This is a genomic window from Micromonospora sp. LZ37, from assembly GCF_059359015.1.
Genome location: NZ_JCADBL010000016.1, coordinates 128,730 through 144,774, shown reverse-complemented (window position 1 = coordinate 144,774; position 16,045 = coordinate 128,730). Strand labels below are relative to the sequence as shown.

Sequence of the window (16,045 nt, the reverse complement as noted above, 5' to 3'; positions counted from 1 at the left end):
GCGGGCCGGTCTCCCGGCCCGCCCGCGGCCGTCAACGGTTCTCGGTGCTCTCCGGCTTGGCCCCGTAGCGCGGCGGCGCCGACCACGGCGACTCGGAGTCACCGCGCCGGGGCAGCGGCTCGGTGGCGGGCTCCGGGTAGCCGAGGCTGAGCGGAGCGGTGTCCTGCTCGCTCCGTCCGCCGGCCGGCGGCCAGTCACCGAGGGTGAAGCTGTTCTCCTGCGTGGTGTCGTCGGCCGGGGTCAGCTCCGCCCCGGTCGTCGCGGGCGCCGGCCAGGGCCGCCACCGTTGCACGCTGAAGACCGCCATCAGCAGCAGCAGGCCGATCAGGAACAGGGTGCCGTCCTGCACCGGCTCACGCAGCGGCAGCGGGTCCCCGAGCACCTTCCACCCGTCCGGGATCCGGTCGAGCACGGTGAACGGGGCGATGAACATCCCGACGTACGGGGTGATCAGCAGCAGCCCCGCGATGAGGGGGCCGAGCGGGGAGATGCGCAGCGTGCCGAGCAGGCCGAGCAGGATGCCGGCGACGCCGAGGTAGACGGCCGGCTCGATCAGGTTGGGCGTGCTGTACGTGCCGATCTCCACCCAGCGGTTCACGGTCCGGCCCGACCCGTCCTGCCCGAGGGTGACCAGCACCCAGGTGATCGGCGCCACCACCAACCCGGCGAGGAAGCTCCAGAGATGTCGCATCCGCGCACCGTACCGTTTCCGTCATGACCGAGCACCCCTCCACCGCACTGCCGGGCAAGCCGACCTCGTACTCCCGGGTCACGCTGAGCCGCATCATGACCGCCGTCGATGTCAACCTGTACGGGACCGTGCACGGCGGGGTGCTGATGAAGTTCGTCGACGACGTGGCCGGGGCGGCCGCGGCCCGGCACAGCGGCGGCACGGCGGTCACCGCCTCGATCGACGAGATCGTGTTCTCCGAGCCGGTGCGGGTCGGTGACCTGGTGCACGCGCACGCGCAGGTGAACTGGACCGGGCACACCTCGATGGAGATCGGGGTGCGGGTGGTCGCCGAGCGCTGGGACTCCGCCGAGGAGGAGCCGGTCCGGGTGGCCACCGCGTACCTGGTCTTCGTCTCCGTCGACCTGGGTGGGGCGCCCCGCCCGGTCCGGCCGGTGCTGCCGGAGACCCCGGACGACGAGCGCCGGTTCCGCGAGGCGGAGATCCGCCGGGCGCACCGGCTCGCCCGGCGTCGCGCGATCCAGGCCCACCGCGCCGGCTGAGACGTACGCCGGCCCACACAGCCGACCCGTCGGGCGTGTGGGCCGGCCACGCCCCGTCACCGGCGGCCGGTGCGGAGAATGGCGCTTCGAGGTAGGGCAAGATGGCGCCACGGCCCAGGCACAGTGTGGTGCGGGCCCTCAGGGAGGGGTGGAGCAGTGGGTGACGTGCTGTGGACGCCGCCGGCGGACGTACGCGAGCGGTCCCGGATCGGGAGCTACCTGCGCTGGCTGCGGGAGCACCGGGGGCTGGACTTCACCGACTACGACGCGCTGTGGCGCTGGTCGGTCACCGACCTGGACGCGTTCTGGCGGTCGATCTGGGACCACTTCGAGGTGGTCGCGCACACCCCGCCGACGGCGACCCTGACCGACCCGGCGATGCCCGGCGCCCGCTGGTTCCCCGGCGCCACCCTCAACTACGCCGAGAACGTGCTGCGGATGCCCGGCCGGGCCGACGACGACCCGGTGGTGGTCGCGCACGGCCAGACCCGCCCGCCGGTCACCCTGACCGCCGCGCAGCTGCGCGAGCAGGTCCGCCGGGTGGCGGCCGGGCTGCGCCGGCTCGGCGTGACCGCCGGGGACCGGGTGGCGGCGTACGCCCCGAACATCCCCGAGACGTACGTGCTGCTGCTCGCCACGAGCAGCCTCGGCGCGATCTTCTCGTCCTGCGCGCCGGAGTTCGGCACCCGCAGCGTGACCGACCGCTGGCAGCAGATCGAGCCCAAGGTCCTCGTCGCCGTGGACGGCTACCGGTACGGCGACAAGCCGGTGGACCGGCGGGCCGAAGTGGCCGCCATCCGGGCCGCCCTGCCGTCGCTGGCGCACACCGTCGGCATCGCGTACCTCGACCCGGCCGGCGCCCCACCGGCGGGCGTGCTGTCCTGGGACGAGCTGGCCGCGGCGACCGACGAGCCGTTGACCTTCACCCCGGTCCCGTTCGACCACCCGCTCTACGTGCTCTACTCCTCCGGCACCACCGGGCTGCCCAAGCCGATCGTGCACGGACACGGGGGCATCCTGCTGGAGCACCTGAAGATGCTGGCCCTGCACCACGACCTGGGCCCGGCCGACCGGTTCTTCTGGTTCACCACCACCGGCTGGATGATGTGGAACTTCCTGGTCTCCGGGCCGGCGGTGGGCGCGACGATCGTGCTCTTCGACGGCAACCCGGGCCACCCGGACCTGGGCGCGCTCTGGCGGCTGGCCGAGGAGACCGGCACCACGTACTTCGGCACCTCCGCGCCGTTCCTGCTGGCCTGCCGCAAGGCCGGCCTGGTGCCGAGGGAGATCGCCGACCTCTCCGCGCTGCGCGGGGTGGGCTCGACCGGCGCCCCGCTGCCCGCCGAGGGCTTCGCCTGGGTGTACGAGACGGTCGGCGACGACCTCCAGCTCCAGTCGCTCTCCGGCGGCACCGACGTCTGCACCGGTTTCGTGGGCGGGGTGCCGCTGCTGCCGGTGCACGCCGGGGAGATCACCTGCCGGGCGCTCGGGGCGAAGGTGGAGGCCCGGTCGGCCGACGGCTCCCCGGTCATCGGCGAGCTGGGCGAGCTGGTCATCACCGCGCCGATGCCGAGCATGCCGGTGGGCTTCTGGAACGACCCGGACGGCCGCCGTTACCGGGAGGCGTACTTCGAGGTCTACCCGGGCGTCTGGCGGCACGGTGACTGGATCACCATCAACTCCCGGGGCGGCTGCGTGATCACCGGCCGGTCGGACGCCACCCTGAACCGGGGCGGGGTGCGGCTGGGCACCGCCGAGTTCTACTCCGTGGTGGAGGGGCTGGACGAGGTCGTCGACTCGGTGGTGGTGCACCTGGAGGACGACGAGGGCGGCGCCGGTGAGCTGCTGCTCTTCGTGGTGCTCGCCGAGGGCCGGGAGCTGGACGACGCGCTGCGGAAGAAGATCAGCCGCGAGCTGCGTACCGCGCTCTCGCCGCGGCACGTCCCCGACGAGATCCACCAGGTCAGAGCCGTCCCGCGCACCCTGTCGGCGAAGAAGCTGGAGGTCCCGGTCAAGAAGATCCTCACCGGCACCCCGGTGGACCGCGCCGCCGCCAAGGGCGCCCTGGCCAACCCCGACTCCCTGACCGCCTTCGCCGCTTTCGCCCAGCGCCGCGCCACCGACCAGGACACCCCCACCCCCGCCTGACCCGCCCGCGGCCCCCTGCCCGCGTCGATCATGCAGTTGTGGTGCCTGACAATAGGGACTAACCCGTCCAACCCGCCCACCACAACTCCATGATCGACCCTCGGGTGGGGGGTCAGCTCAGGGTGTGGGTGGCTTTTTCGGTGGCGGTTCTGGCGGTCAGGCGGGCGGGGTCGAGGTTGGCGCAGAGGACGATGGTCGCGCCGGCGGTCAGCGGGGCGAGCAGCCACTCGATCGGGTCGGGGTGGCGCGCCGCGTCGACCAGGACGCGGTCGCCGGGAGCGAGGCCGAGCTCGTCCGCGCGCCGCCGCGCCCGCGCCACCAGCTCCTCGCCGCCCGAGGCGTACGGGGTGAAGTGGTCGCCGTGGGCGCGGACCTCCGACACGTAGTCGGCGAAGCCGGCCGGCACCTGCCGCATCGGCAGGGCGAACGGATCCAGCGCCAGCACGTACCGCTCGCCGGCCGACCAGGCGTCCGCCCCGGCCACCCGCGCGGCGGCGGCGAAGAGCACGTCCACGTCCCCCGGGACGTCGGTCACCGTCAGCCCGGCCGACCAGCAGCCCAGCAGCACCCCGGCGGTCTGCCAGTGCGGCGGGAGCGACACGCCGGCCGTGTCGCCGGGGGAGAGGGCCAGCTCGTCGACGAGGAGGTTGGCCGTCTTGGCCACCCAGTTCGCCAGCGTCGCGCCGGAGAGTTCGGTGCGCTCGCCGGTGGCGTCGTCGTACCAGGTCAGCAGGGGGCGGGTCGGGTCGGTCGCGATCGCGTCGGCGAAGACCCGGGCAATGTTGTCGGCCATCGGGGCGAACGATACGCCGCTGCGACCCGTACTCGATGACGATGACAAGTCGGCGTACCGTCGGGTCGCAGTCAGCGTCACGACCGGGCTCCGGCGTAGGCTTGCCCGGAGTGTTGTTGCCCACAGACCCGCCAGTTCAAGGAGTTGCCCCGTGACCGCCGGTCGCCCGCCCCGCGTGCTCATCGACGCCACGAGTGTCCCCGCCGACCGTGGCGGCGTCGGTCGCTACGTCGACGGTCTGCTCGGCGCCCTCGGCGCAGTGGCCGGTCAGGGGGTCGACCTGGTCGTGGTCAGCCTCCGGACCGACCTGGAGCGCTACACCCGGATGCTGCCGGGCGCCGAGGTGATCCCCGCCCCGGCCGCCGTCGCGCACCGCCCCGCCCGGCTCGCCTGGGAGCAGACCGGCCTGCCGCTGCTCGCCCAGCAGGTCGGCGCGGAGGTGCTGCACTCGCCCTTCTACACCTGCCCGCTGCGCGCCGGCTGCCCGGTCACGGTGACCGTGCACGACGCGACCTTCTTCACCGAGCCGGAGCACTACGACAAGTCCCGGCGCACCTTCTTCCGCAGTGCGATCAAGACGTCGCTGCGCCGCGCCAACCGGGTGATCGTGCCGAGCAAGGCCACCCGGGACGAGCTGATCCGGCTGCTCGACGCCGACCCCACCCGCATCGACGTGGCGTACCACGGGGTCGACCACGGAGCCTTCCACGCGCCCGGCGAGGAGGAGAAGGCCCGGGTCCGGGCCCGCCTCGGGCTTGGGACCAGCAGCTACATCGCCTTCCTCGGGGCGAAGGAGCCGCGCAAGAACGTACCCAACCTGATCCGCGGCTGGGCCCGCGCGGTGGGTGACCGGACCGACCCACCGGCCCTGGTGATCGCCGGTGGCCAGGGCCACGACGACGACATCGACCGCGCGGTGGCCGAGGTCCCGTCGCACCTGCGGCTGCTGCGCCCCGGCTACCTGCGCTACGCCGACCTGCCCGGCTTCCTCGGTGGGGCGCTCGTCGCGGCCTACCCGTCGTACGGCGAGGGCTTCGGACTGCCCATCCTGGAGGCGATGGCCTGCGCCGCCCCGGTGCTGACCACGCCGCGGCTGTCGCTGCCCGAGGTGGGCGGTGACGCGGTCGCCTACACCAGCGAGGACCCGGACCAGATCGCCACCGACCTGGCCGCCCTGCTCGACGACGAGCAGCGCCGGTTGTCGCTGGCGAAGGCCGGCTTCGACCGGGCCAAGGAGTTCACCTGGGAGTCCAGCGCCGAGGTGCACATCGCGGCGTGGACCCGGGCCCGTTCCTGAGGCGCGACCCGACCCGGGGGACGACCTGTCGTCCGAGCTGGAACGGGTCGGGCATGATGTGCTGATGCTCTACGCCGTGATCCCGGCGGGTGGCAGTGGCACGAGGTTGTGGCCGCTGTCCCGTGCGGGGCATCCCAAGTTCCTCCACCCGCTCACCGGGACCAGCGCCTCGCTGCTCCAGGCGACCGTCGACCGGTTGGCGCCGCTGACCACACCGCAGCGCACCCTCGTGGTGACCGGGGCCGCGCACGCGGCCGCGGTGGCCCGGCAGCTCACCGGGCTGCCCGAGGAGAACATCCTGGTGGAGCCCTCGCCCCGGGACTCCTGCGCGGCGATCGCCCTGGCCGCGGCCGTGATCGCGCTGCGCGACCCGGAGGCGGTGATGGGTTCGTTCGCCGCCGACCACCTGATCGGGGACCCCGATTCCTGGGTGGAGACGGTGCGCGCGGCGGTGCGCGGCGCCGAGCAGGGCCTGCTGATGACGGTCGGGATCACCCCGACCCGTGCCGAGACCGGGTACGGCTACCTGGAGACCGGTGAGCCGACCGGCGAGGGGCCGCTGCGCCCGGTCACCGAGTTCAAGGAGAAGCCGGCCGCGCCGGTGGCCGAGGCGTACCTGCGGTCGGGCCGGCACCTCTGGAACGCCAGCATGTTCGTCTGGCGGGTCGACGTCTTCCTCGCCGAGCTGGCCCGCCAGCAGCCGGCGCTGCACGCCGGGGTCACCGCCATCGCCGCCGCCTGGGGCACCCCCGAGCAGGACGAGATCCTCGGCGCGATCTGGCCCACCCTCCAGAAGATCTCCGTCGACTACGCGGTGATGGAGGGCGCGGCGACCGCCGGCCGGGTCGCCACCGTGCCCGGTGACTTCGGCTGGAACGACGTGGGGGACTTCCACACCCTCGGCGAGGTCCTCCCCGCCGACCCGGATGGCAACGTGGTGCTCGGCACCGACGCCAAGCCGGGGGTGCTGCTGCACGACACCAGCGGGCTGGTGGTGGTGCCGCAGTCCGGCCGGCTGGTCGCCGTCCTCGGCGTACGGGACCTGATCGTGGTGGACACCCCGGACGCGGTGCTGGTCTGCCCCCGCGACCGGGCGCAGGACGTCAAGACCCTGGTCGACCAGCTCAAGGCGCGCGGCGAGGAGGGCCTGGTCTGACCGCTGCCCGCCGGTGGCCGGTCAGCCGGCCGCTGCGCGGCGGTGGTCGGGGTGGCCCGGTCAGCCGACCGAGGACCGGCGGCGCAGGGCGGCCAGCCCCGGCGCGACCAGCTGGGCGGTGCCACCGGCCAGCGGCTCGGGCAGCCGGTCCGGCGGGAACCAGCCCAACGCCTCCGACTCGTCGCTGACCTGTTCCCGCGCGCCGGCCGGGGCGAAGACCGCGAACCGCACGTCGTGGTGCAGCGAGCCGCCCTGGCAGGCCACCGGGTGGATGTCCACGTCGATCGGCACGGGGTCGACGACCAGACCGGCGATGCCGGACTCCTCGGTGGCCTCCCGCAGCGCGGCGCCGGCCAGCGTCCGGTCGGTCCGCTCGCAGTGCCCGCCCAGCTGCACCCACTTGCGGAACTTGCCGTGCAGGCAGAGCAGCACCCGGGTGCCGGTGGCGTCGAGCACCAGCGCGCTGGCGGTGACGTGCCCCGGCCGGTGCGTCCGCTGCATCGCCACCGGACCGGCGGCCAGCAGCTCGACCGTGCGGTCCCGCGCCTGCGCGGCGGCCGGGCTGGTCGCCGTCCAACCGCGCAGCACCGCGAGCGCGTCGGCGTGCAGCGCGGCGACCCCGGCGGCCCCCGCCGGTCGCGCGGGTGAGCTGTCGACCTGCCCCGGTACGACGCCGGGCGTCGACAGGGGTCCCTTCCGTCCGTTCGGCACGCCGCAACTGTACGGGCGGGGGGTCCCTACGCTGACGTGGTGACGCTGCGACTCGTCGAGTTCGTGGTCGCCGGCAACGAGGCCAGCGACCTGCTGCCGGTGCGTTCCCCGGCGTTGCTGCGCCGGCACGGCGCCCGGCGCGGCTTCTGGACGGTGCTGGACGAGGGCCCGGTGGAGCGCTGCCTGGCGCTGCTGCTGGAGCGTGCGGACGGCGACTGGGTCGCCCACCACGTGCCCGCCGACGCCGGGGCGGAGAACGGCCGCACCGAGGACGGTGAGGCGCTCGCCCACCACGACGGCTGGGTGTACGTCTTCGGCTCGCACTTCGGGTCCAAGGCCGGTCCGCTGCGGCCCCGGCGGGCCTTCGTGGCCCGGTTCCGGGAGGACGACGCGGCGGCGGAGACCCTGCCCGTGCAGGTGGTGCGCAACCGGTTCCGGGTGCACCGGGCGGCCAACGACGCCCTGCTCAAGGCGCCGTTCACCGCGCTGCCGCCCGGCGACCGGGTGCGCCGCCGGTTCATCGTCGAGACGCTGGCCCGGGGCACCGGCCGGGCGAAGAGCTGGGTGAGCCGGCTCTCCGAGGACGACCTGCCGTTGAACGTGGAGGCGGCGGCCTTCACCCCGGCGGGCACGGTGCTGCTGGGGTTGCGCTTCCCGGTGACCGCCGACGGCGAGCCGATCCTGGTCGAGCTGGCCGGCGTGCCGGAGATGTTCACCGCGGGCGGTGGATGGCCCCGCGCCGGCCGGGCGTACGCGCTGACCGGGGTGACCCCGCCGGGCGCGCTGACCGGCTTCCGCGCGGTCACCCCCACCCCTGACGGCGGGTACGCGGCGGTGACCGGCTCGATCGACGCCCTCGGCAAGGGGTCCGTGCTCCTCGACGACCACCCGACGGGCGGCGACGTCACCTCCCGGCACGTACGGTTCCGCTGGGCGCCGACCGACGACCAGCGGATCGCCGGCGAGGTGGTGGCGGAACTGGCCCCGTTCCACCACGTGGAAGGGCTGGCCGAGCTGGACGGGCGGTGCTACTACGTCACCGACGAGGACCACCGGGTCGCGCTCTGGATCGGCTGACGGGGCGACCGGAGGCACCTCTGCGGAGGTGAAGCCGCAGACCCTCGTGGTGCCGCCCGGTCGACCCGGCGCCGCCCCGGTGTCCGGGGCACCCGTGGCGTGACCGGCAGGGGACCTGCCATCACGTCCGGGCTGTTGCAGCATGCCAACCGGCGCCACGGGCGTCGAGGCTTTTCATCCCACGCTTAAAAGTGGAGGTAAGTGCCGGCCGGGTACAGTGCGAACGGTCGGTGGGCATCCCCTCTGCCCGTCACAGGAGCGTCGCCATGCTGACCATTCACTTCTCCCGGGAGGACATCCTCCGGACCCGGGTGGCCCCCGGGGCCGACCCGGTCTGGGAGCTGGTCCTCAGCCTGCACCTGCTCCAGGGACGCAGCCGCGACCCGCTGATGGCGCACTGGCGTCGGGGGGTCGCCGGCGAGCTGCGCCGCGACCCCGGCTCCGCCCAGCTGCGGCTGCTCTTCGCCCTCAACCCGCCCCGCGGCTACTTCCCCGACTTCCTCACCCCGTACGACAGCGTGCAGGGCTTCGACGCCGGCCTGGAGGCGGTCCGCTCCACCCCGGCCGAGCGGCTGCACCGGGACCTGACCGTGCTGGCCGGGGAGCACGTCCTGCCCTCGGGGGCGGCCGGGCTGGCCCGCGGCGAGCCGGAGGTGCTGCGGCAGCTGACCGACTCGATGTCGCAGTACCGGTCGATGGCACTCGAACCGTACTGGGAACGGATCGAGGCCGCCGTGGAGGCCGACCGCACCCGCCGGGCGCGGGCCCTGCTCGACGGGGGTGTGGAGGGCCTGTTGGCCAGCCTGCGGCCGGCGATGCGGTGGGAGTCGGGCGTGCTGGAGGTGCGCGACTACCCGTACAGCAGGGAGCTGCACCTGGACGGCCGGGGGCTGCTGCTGGTGCCGTCGTTCTTCTGCGCGGGCACCCCGGTCGCCCTGGTCGACCCGGCGCTGCCCCCGGTGCTGGTGTATCCGGTGGATCGGCTGGGCGGCCTGGTGCCGGCGCCCGGCGGGGGCGTCGCCCCGGCCCGGGACGGGGCCGGGCGGGAGGCGCTGGCCGCGCTGATCGGCCGAACCCGGGCGGCGGTGCTGGAAGCCACCGACGAGGGCTGCACCACCGGCGAGGTGGCGCGCCGCCTGCGCATCTCGCCGGCCGCCGCCAGCCAGCACACCACCGTGCTGCGCAACGCCGGTCTGCTGGTCAGCCAGCGGGACCGCAACCGGGTGCTGCACACGCTGACCCCGCTCGGCCGGGCCGTCCTGGACGCCTGAGCACCGGTGACGCGGCGCGCCCCCTCCGGTCCGGTTCGGTCGGGACGCCGGGCGACCGGGGCCGGGGCGGGCCGGGATCAGATCGCCAGCGCGGCGCTGGCCGTGCTCCCCGCCGGGGGCGGCAGCAGCGCGGAGCCGACCCCCTCGGCGGCCAGCGCGGCCCGCAGCCGCTGCACGTCGGCGCCGAAGCGCACCAGGTCCGCCCGGTCGACCGGGGTGGGCGCCGCGCCCAGGACCAGGCCGGTGGCGTGCTCCGGCCAGCCGGGCACGGTGGCCACCAGGCCGGCGCGTACCTCGTCGTCGGTGACGTGGGTGAAGGCCGTGCCGGGGGCGACCACCTCGGCCACGGCGGCCACCGCCCGGCCGACCGCGGCCGGGTCCACCGGGCCGTCACCGGGCCGGTCGGCCAGGGTCGCGGCGGCGCGCAGGCCGGCCACCCTCGCCTCGGCGGTGCCCAGCGAGAAGAGGTCCATGCTGGCGTCGCGGATCAGCGCGGCCGCCCCGAGACCGTCGTCCACCCGGGCGGCGGGCAGGTAGCCGCGGACCACCGCCACCGGCACCTGGTCGCGCTTGCCCTTGATCAGCTCGCCGGCGGCGGCCAGCTCGTCCACCACGGCCATCTGGGTCAGCTGGAGCTCGTTGCCGTACGGGTCGATCTCGCCCCGGTGGTCGCGGATGGCGGACATGCCGGCCACTCCGAGCGCCACGTCGGTGAGTCCGTTGCGCCACGGCCGGCCCATGGTGTCGCTGATGATCACCGCCACGTCCAGCTGGAAACGTTCGCGCAGCGCGGCGCGGAGCGCCCGGGCGGAGGCGTCCGGGTCCCGGGGCAGCAGCACCAGCCGGGTCTTGTCGACGTTGGAGGCGTCGATCCCGGCGGAGGCCATCACGAACCCGTGGTGGGTCTGCACGATCCGGGTCGGGCCGCGGCTGGCCACCACCCGGGCCGTCTCCGCCGCCAGCACCTCGTCCCGGGCGGCGAGCCGCTCCGGCCCGTCGGCCGGCACGTCCACCAGCCGACCCTCCGCCTTCGAGACGATCTTGCTGGTGACCACCAGCACGTCGCCGTCGCGCAGCCACGGCGCGGCGGTGGCGATGAGCGCCGCCAGGTCGTCGCCCTCGGTCACGTCGCCGATGCCCGGCACCGGCAGGATCTCCAGCCTCACATCAGCTCCATCGCGGCGCGGACCATCGCCGTCGTCGCCGCCTCGTCGGTCATCCGCAACGGCGCGGACCGGACCGTCACCCCGGGCACCTCGGTGCCCGCGTCCTCCGGCGCGACCAGCCAGCCGTCGAGCAGGCCGCCCTCGCCGCGCCCACCGTAGAGCCGGCCCACCCCGGTGGCGCTGCACTCGACGCCCAGCACCGACAGGCAGCGGTCGGCCATGCCCCGGACCGGGGCGCCGCCGATGATCGGCGAGATCCCCACCACCCGGGCCGGCCCTTCGGCGACCGCCTCGCGCAGCCCCGGCACGGCCAGCACCGGCGCCACGCTCACCACCGGGTTGCTCGGCGCGATCAGCACCACGTCGGCCCCGGCCACCGCCTCGGCGACACCCGGAGCGGGCTTGGCCGTCTCCGCGCCGACGAAGACGAACCGGTGGGTGGGGATGTCCGCGCGGTGGCGCACCCACCACTCCTGGAAGTGGATCGCCCGCTGTCCGCCGTCGGCGTCCACGACCACGTGCGTCTCCAGGCGGTCGTCGGTCGCCGGGAGCAGGCGTACGCCGGGCTGCCAGCGGGTGGCCAGCGCCTCGGTCACCGCCGACAGCGGGTAACCGGCGTTCAGCATGGTGGTGCGGACCAGATGGGTGGCGATGTCCTTGTCCCCGAGCCCGAACCAGGTGGGCTCGGCGCCGTACGCGGCCAGCTCCGCCTTGACCGTCCAGCTCTCGCCGACCCGGCCCCAGCCCCGCTCCGGGTCGGCGCCGCCGCCCAGGGTGTACATGACGCTGTCCAGGTCGGGGCAGACCTTGAGTCCGTGCAGGTGAAGGTCGTCGCCGACGTTGACCACGGCGGTCACCTCGGCGCCCACCTCCCGGGCGTACGCCCGGACGCCGAGCAGGAACCGGGCGCCCCCGATGCCGCCGGTCAGAACCACGATGCGCATGTCGTCCATCCTCGCGCACGCGCCGCCTGCGGTCCGCCGCCGCCCCGGGAGACTAGGCTCACGTCGGCACCTGTCCGTTTCGCCCTGAGGAGCGCCCGTGACCAGCCCCGCCGATCCCGCGTCCACCGACGCGGCGAAGGCCCGCCAGCTCACCGGACCGTTGCGGGAACTCGCCGCGCTGGTGCTGCTCGGCGCGAACGCCGTACTGCTCTTCGTCGGGTTGGTCCGGCTGCTCGCGCCGGGTGCCGGGGCGGGGCGGGCCGGCAGCGCCTACTTCTCCTTCATCGGCCTGGAGTCCGCGCTGCTGCCGCTGCTGGCCGTGCTCCTGGCCACGCACGTCTCCCCGGTGCTGCCGCGGGCGAAGCAGATCACCCAGGTCGCGGTCGGCGAGTACGCGGTCGGCGCCCTCTTCGGCGTGCTCTCCCTCCTGGTCTGGCTGGTGAGCCGGCTGGCCGAGGCGGAGCTGCTGGACGCGTTCCTCGGCATGCTGGCCCGGGTCGCCTGGCTGGCGCTCTTCGCGATCGCCGCCTTCGCGGTGTACCGGGTCTGGCGCACCCTCTACCACGTCCCGAAGCCCGCACCCCAGCCCGGCGTGTACGGCCAGCCCCAGCCCGGCTGGCCGCAGCCGGGCCCGGGCGGCTACCCGTCCGCGGGGGGTTACCCGTCGGCCGGCAGCTACCCGTCCGCGAGCCAGTACGGGCAGTCGGCTCCGCCCTTCGGCGCCGCGCCGTCCGCGCCGCCGTTCGGGGCCGTCCCGCCTCCGGCGCCGCCGTTCGGGTCAGTCCCGCAGTCCGCGCCGCCGTTCACCGGGCCGAACACCGCCCCGCCGTTCGGGCAGCCGCCGTCGGCGGACCCGACCCAGGCCATCCCGCGCCAGCCGGGCGAGGGCGGGGCGCCTCCCGCACCGCACGACGACAGCGACCGGACCCAGCGCTTCCACCGGGACGACCCGAACTCCCCCCGCTGACCCTCGCCACAAGCACCGGCCGGGCGTCTGCCCGGCCGGGTAGCGGGCGCGCGCCGACCCCCGACGCCCGCACCGGCCGGGGTTGCGCGCCGGCCGGGCAGCGGCCCACGGGAAGCGGATTCCACCGCGAGCGTGATACCGCACAGGCATCTTGATGCCTCTCAGGTATCACGCTCGCGGTGACATGTCTCCCCAGCGTGGTCACGCTGCGTGCTCGGCCCTGGCGGCAGCACCGCGCGGTACCCGGCCACCGCCCCGGTGTCGGCACTCGCGGCGCCGGTCCCACCTGCCGTCCGCTGCTCGGACGATCGGCCGGACCAACGCATAGGCTGGGCGGATGGCTGATCGCACCGACCCCGGTCCGACGACGGCGAGCATCGAGCGCGCGTTGCGCCGGGCGGCCACCGGGCGCGCCCTCGACGTGGACGAGGCCAGCGCGTTGCTGGCCGCCCGCGGGCCCGCGTTGGACGAGCTGCTGCGCCTCGCCGGCGAGGTCCGCGACGCGGGGCTGCGCGACGCCGGCCGACCAGGTGTGGTGACGTACTCCAAGAAGGTCTTCATCCCGCTCACCCGGCTGTGCCGGGACCGCTGTCACTACTGCACCTTCGCCACGGTGCCGCACCGGCTGCCGGCCGCCTTCCTCGAGCAGGACGAGGTGCTGGCGATCGCCCGGGAGGGCGCGGCGCTGGGCTGCAAGGAGGCCCTGTTCACCCTCGGCGACCGGCCGGAGGAGCGCTGGCCGGCCGCCCGGAAGTGGCTGGACGAACGGGGCTACGACTCCACCCTGGACTACCTGCGCGCCTGCGCGGTGGCGGTGCTGGAGGAGACCGGACTGCTGCCGCACCTCAACCCGGGGGTGCTCTCCTGGTCGGAGCTGCAACGGCTCAAGCCGGTCGCGCCGAGCATGGGGATGATGCTGGAGACCGCGGCCACCCGGCTCTGGTCCGAGCCGGGCGGCCCGCACTTCGGCTCCCCCGACAAGGAGCCGGCGGTCCGGCTCCGGGTGCTCGACGACGCCGGCCGGGTCGGCGTGCCGTTCACCACCGGCATCCTGATCGGGATCGGGGAGACCCCGGCCGAGCGGGTCGACGCGATCTTCGCGATCCGCCGGGCCCAGCGGGAGTACGGCCACCTCCAGGAGGTGATCGTGCAGAACTTCCGCGCCAAGCCGGACACCGCGATGCGCGGCATGCCCGACGCGGAGCTGCACGACCTGGCCGTCACCGTGGCGGTGACCCGGCTGCTGCTCGGCCCCAAGGCCCGCATCCAGGCCCCGCCGAACCTGATCGAGGGCGAGTACGACCTGCTGCTGCGCGCCGGCATCGACGACTGGGGCGGGGTCTCCCCGCTCACCCCGGACCACGTCAACCCGGAGCGTCCCTGGCCACAGCTCGACGAGCTGGCCCGGCACACCGACAAGGCCGGTTTCACCCTGCGTGAGCGGCTGACGATCTACCCGGAGTACGTCCGCGCCGGTGACCCGTGGCTCGACCCGCGGCTGCTGCCGCACGTCACCGCCCTGGCCGACCCGGAGACCGGTCTCGCGGTGGAGTCCGCCCGGCCGGTGGGCCGCCCCTGGCAGGAGCCGGAGGAGGTCTTCGGCGGGCGGACCGACCTGCACGCCACCATCGACACCACCGGTCGTACCGACGACCGGCGGGGCGACTTCGACAGCGTCTACGGCGACTGGTCGGAGGTCGCCGGCAAGGTCGCGCCGGAGGCGGTCGGCGTACCCCGGAGCGGGGCCGGGATCGGCGCGGACGCCGACCTGCGGGCGGGCCTGCGGTTGGCGGCCGACGACCCGGCCGCCCTGCTGGAGCCCGGCAACGCCGACGCGGCGCTGGCGCTCTTCGGCGCGGACGGCCCGGCGCTGGACGAGCTGTGCCGGCTCGCCGACGACGTCCGGCGGGACGTGGTCGGCGACGACGTGACCTACGTGGTCAACCGCAACATCAACTTCAGCAACGTCTGCTACGTGGGTTGCCGGTTCTGCGCCTTCGCCCAGCGGGAGCGGGACGCCGACGCGTACCGGCTCTCGGTCGAGCAGGTCGCCGACCGGGCCGAGGAGGCGTGGGCGGCCGGCGCGAGCGAGGTCTGCCTCCAGGGCGGCATCGACCCCAAGATGCCGGTGACCGGCTACGCCGACCTGGTCCGGGCGATCAAGGCCCGGGTGCCGGGGATGCACGTGCACGCGTTCTCCCCGATGGAGATCGTCACCGCCGCCGCCAAGGCCGGCGTGCCGGTGCGGGAGTGGCTCACCCAGCTGCGCGAGGCCGGGCTGGACACCATCCCCGGCACCGCCGCGGAGATCCTCGACGACGACGTGCGTTGGGTGCTCACCAAGGGCAAACTGCCCGCCGCCGCCTGGGTCGAGGTGGTCGGCACCGCCCACGAGCTGGGCATCCGGTCCAGCTCCACGATGATGTACGGCCACGTCGACCACCCGCTCCAGTGGCTCGGCCACTTCCGGGTGCTCGCGCAGGTGCAGGACCGCACCGGCGGGTTCACCGAGTTCGTGGCGCTGCCGTTCGTGCACACCAACGCCCCGATCTACCTGGCCGGCATCGCCCGGCCCGGCCCCACCTGGCGGGAGAACCGGGTGGTGCACGCGATGTCGCGGCTGCTGCTGCACGGCCGGATCGACAACATCCAGTGCTCCTGGGTGAAGCTGGGCGACGAGGGCACGGTGGCGATGCTCAACGGCGGCTGCAACGACCTGGGCGGCACGCTGATGGAGGAGACGATCTCCCGGATGGCAGGCTCCGGCAACGGTTCGGCCCGCTCGGAGGAGCAGTTGCGGGCCATCGCGACGGCCGCCGGACGCCCGGCGCGCAAGCGGACGACCGCGTACGGTCACGCCCGGAGATAGCGTCGAACCTTTCCCGGGCGCCGGCCGTACCACTGGACGCCGGCGGCGGTTGAGGCGAGGACCGCCGCCGGTGACCCCTCGCGAGCCACCCGCGGGCGCTGTGGCGCCGCCGGAGGAAAGGTGCCCCATGACGAGTGAAGAGCGGAAGCGGCCCTGGCCGCGACTGACCCGCCGGCAGACGTTGACCGCCGCGGCGAGCGCCACGCTCGGCGCGGCGGCGCTCACCGTGCCGGGCCTGTCGGCCGCGCAGAACACGTCGTCCGCCGGCGCGAAGGACGATCCGATCGTCGTCCACCTGCGCGATGCCGCCTCCGGGACGATGGACGTCTTCGTCGGCGCCTCCCGGATCGAGGTACGCGACCGCGGCCTGGCGGACCGGCTGCGCCGCGCCGCCGGCCGGCCCTGAGCCGGCC

14 protein-coding genes are annotated in these 16,045 nt (G+C 74.7%); 9 read left to right on the top strand and 5 right to left on the bottom strand.

Features of this window, described 5'->3' with window-relative positions:
• Window positions 1–31 precede the first annotated feature (31 nt).
• Window positions 32–691: a hypothetical protein gene (locus AC5L3Z_RS27335; RefSeq protein WP_494846036.1), complete on the bottom strand. Its 660-nt coding sequence runs from the start codon at window positions 689–691 to the stop codon at window positions 32–34.
• 23 nt (window positions 692–714) lie between these two features.
• Here AC5L3Z_RS27335 and AC5L3Z_RS27330 point away from each other — a divergent pair, with 23 nt between their 5' ends.
• Together AC5L3Z_RS27330 and AC5L3Z_RS27325 are read left to right on the top strand one after the other, a co-directional pair.
• On the top strand, window positions 715–1,233 hold the full coding sequence (locus AC5L3Z_RS27330; protein ID WP_334519843.1) for an acyl-CoA thioesterase: 519 nt from the start codon (window positions 715–717) through the stop codon (window positions 1,231–1,233).
• 156 nt (window positions 1,234–1,389) lie between these two features.
• A complete protein-coding gene (locus tag AC5L3Z_RS27325; RefSeq protein WP_494846035.1) occupies window positions 1,390–3,381 on the top strand; it encodes an acetoacetate--CoA ligase in 1,992 nt (663 codons plus the stop codon).
• Between the two features lie 112 nt (window positions 3,382–3,493).
• Here the strand turns inward: AC5L3Z_RS27325 and AC5L3Z_RS27320 are convergent, their stop codons facing one another.
• On the bottom strand, window positions 3,494–4,174 hold the full coding sequence (locus tag AC5L3Z_RS27320; protein WP_494846033.1) for a TIGR03089 family protein: 681 nt from the start codon (window positions 4,172–4,174) through the stop codon (window positions 3,494–3,496).
• Between the two features lie 151 nt (window positions 4,175–4,325).
• On the opposite strand from AC5L3Z_RS27320, the gene AC5L3Z_RS27315 reads away from it, so the two are divergent.
• Together AC5L3Z_RS27315 and AC5L3Z_RS27310 are read left to right on the top strand one after the other, a co-directional pair.
• A complete protein-coding gene (locus tag AC5L3Z_RS27315; protein ID WP_494846031.1) occupies window positions 4,326–5,471 on the top strand; it encodes a glycosyltransferase family 4 protein in 1,146 nt (381 codons plus the stop codon).
• A gap of 64 nt (window positions 5,472–5,535) precedes the next feature.
• Complete coding sequence (locus AC5L3Z_RS27310; RefSeq protein WP_494846029.1) at window positions 5,536–6,627, top strand: mannose-1-phosphate guanylyltransferase; 1,092 nt, start codon at window positions 5,536–5,538, stop codon at window positions 6,625–6,627.
• A gap of 60 nt (window positions 6,628–6,687) precedes the next feature.
• On the opposite strand, the gene AC5L3Z_RS27305 is transcribed toward AC5L3Z_RS27310, so the two are convergent.
• On the bottom strand, window positions 6,688–7,236 hold the full coding sequence (locus tag AC5L3Z_RS27305) for an NUDIX hydrolase (protein ID WP_494846089.1): 549 nt from the start codon (window positions 7,234–7,236) through the stop codon (window positions 6,688–6,690).
• Between the two features lie 141 nt (window positions 7,237–7,377).
• Here AC5L3Z_RS27305 and AC5L3Z_RS27300 point away from each other — a divergent pair, with 141 nt between their 5' ends.
• Together AC5L3Z_RS27300 and AC5L3Z_RS27295 are read left to right on the top strand one after the other, a co-directional pair.
• Entirely contained in the window at window positions 7,378–8,415 is a 1,038-nt protein-coding gene (locus tag AC5L3Z_RS27300) for a hypothetical protein (protein WP_494846028.1), read from the top strand.
• Window positions 8,416–8,681: 266 nt separating this feature from the next.
• A complete protein-coding gene (locus AC5L3Z_RS27295; RefSeq protein WP_494846026.1) occupies window positions 8,682–9,686 on the top strand; it encodes an ArsR/SmtB family transcription factor in 1,005 nt (334 codons plus the stop codon).
• A 77-nt stretch (window positions 9,687–9,763) separates the two neighbouring features.
• Here AC5L3Z_RS27295 and AC5L3Z_RS27290 read toward each other — a convergent pair whose 3' ends face one another.
• Together AC5L3Z_RS27290 and cofD are read right to left on the bottom strand one after the other, a co-directional pair.
• On the bottom strand, window positions 9,764–10,852 hold the full coding sequence (locus tag AC5L3Z_RS27290) for a coenzyme F420-0:L-glutamate ligase (protein WP_494846025.1): 1,089 nt from the start codon (window positions 10,850–10,852) through the stop codon (window positions 9,764–9,766).
• The gene (gene cofD, locus AC5L3Z_RS27285; protein WP_494846024.1) at window positions 10,849–11,796 is read right to left on the bottom strand and encodes a 2-phospho-L-lactate transferase; all 948 of its coding nucleotides are present in this window, start codon (window positions 11,794–11,796) and stop codon (window positions 10,849–10,851) included. Before cofD ends, AC5L3Z_RS27290 begins: the two co-directional genes overlap by 4 nt.
• Window positions 11,797–11,893: 97 nt before the next feature.
• On the opposite strand from cofD, the gene AC5L3Z_RS27280 reads away from it, so the two are divergent.
• The 3 genes from AC5L3Z_RS27280 to AC5L3Z_RS27270 all read left to right on the top strand — a co-directional run bounded on the left by AC5L3Z_RS27280 (window position 11,894) and on the right by AC5L3Z_RS27270 (window position 16,038).
• Window positions 11,894–12,763 (top strand): hypothetical protein, encoded by an 870-nt coding sequence (locus AC5L3Z_RS27280; RefSeq protein ID WP_494846023.1) that lies wholly within the window; start codon window positions 11,894–11,896, stop codon window positions 12,761–12,763.
• Window positions 12,764–13,100: 337 nt separating this feature from the next.
• Window positions 13,101–15,632, top strand: coding sequence for a bifunctional FO biosynthesis protein CofGH (locus tag AC5L3Z_RS27275; RefSeq protein ID WP_494846021.1), 2,532 nt, complete (start codon window positions 13,101–13,103; stop codon window positions 15,630–15,632).
• Between the two features lie 127 nt (window positions 15,633–15,759).
• On the top strand, window positions 15,760–16,038 hold the full coding sequence (locus tag AC5L3Z_RS27270) for a hypothetical protein (protein ID WP_334519810.1): 279 nt from the start codon (window positions 15,760–15,762) through the stop codon (window positions 16,036–16,038).
• Window positions 16,039–16,045: the final 7 nt, after the last annotated feature.

Coding starts and splice junctions, on each gene's coding strand:
- AC5L3Z_RS27335 (WP_494846036.1), bottom strand. CDS start 691: ATGCGACATCTCTGGAGCTTCCTCGCCGGGTTGGTGGTGGCGCCGATC.
- AC5L3Z_RS27330 (WP_334519843.1), top strand. CDS start 715: ATGACCGAGCACCCCTCCACCGCACTGCCGGGCAAGCCGACCTCGTAC.
- AC5L3Z_RS27320 (WP_494846033.1), bottom strand. CDS start 4,174: ATGGCCGACAACATTGCCCGGGTCTTCGCCGACGCGATCGCGACCGAC.
- AC5L3Z_RS27310 (WP_494846029.1), top strand. CDS start 5,536: ATGCTCTACGCCGTGATCCCGGCGGGTGGCAGTGGCACGAGGTTGTGG.
- AC5L3Z_RS27295 (WP_494846026.1), top strand. CDS start 8,682: ATGCTGACCATTCACTTCTCCCGGGAGGACATCCTCCGGACCCGGGTG.
- cofD (WP_494846024.1), bottom strand. CDS start 11,796: ATGCGCATCGTGGTTCTGACCGGCGGCATCGGGGGCGCCCGGTTCCTG.
- AC5L3Z_RS27275 (WP_494846021.1), top strand. CDS start 13,101: ATGGCTGATCGCACCGACCCCGGTCCGACGACGGCGAGCATCGAGCGC.
- AC5L3Z_RS27270 (WP_334519810.1), top strand. CDS start 15,760: ATGACGAGTGAAGAGCGGAAGCGGCCCTGGCCGCGACTGACCCGCCGG.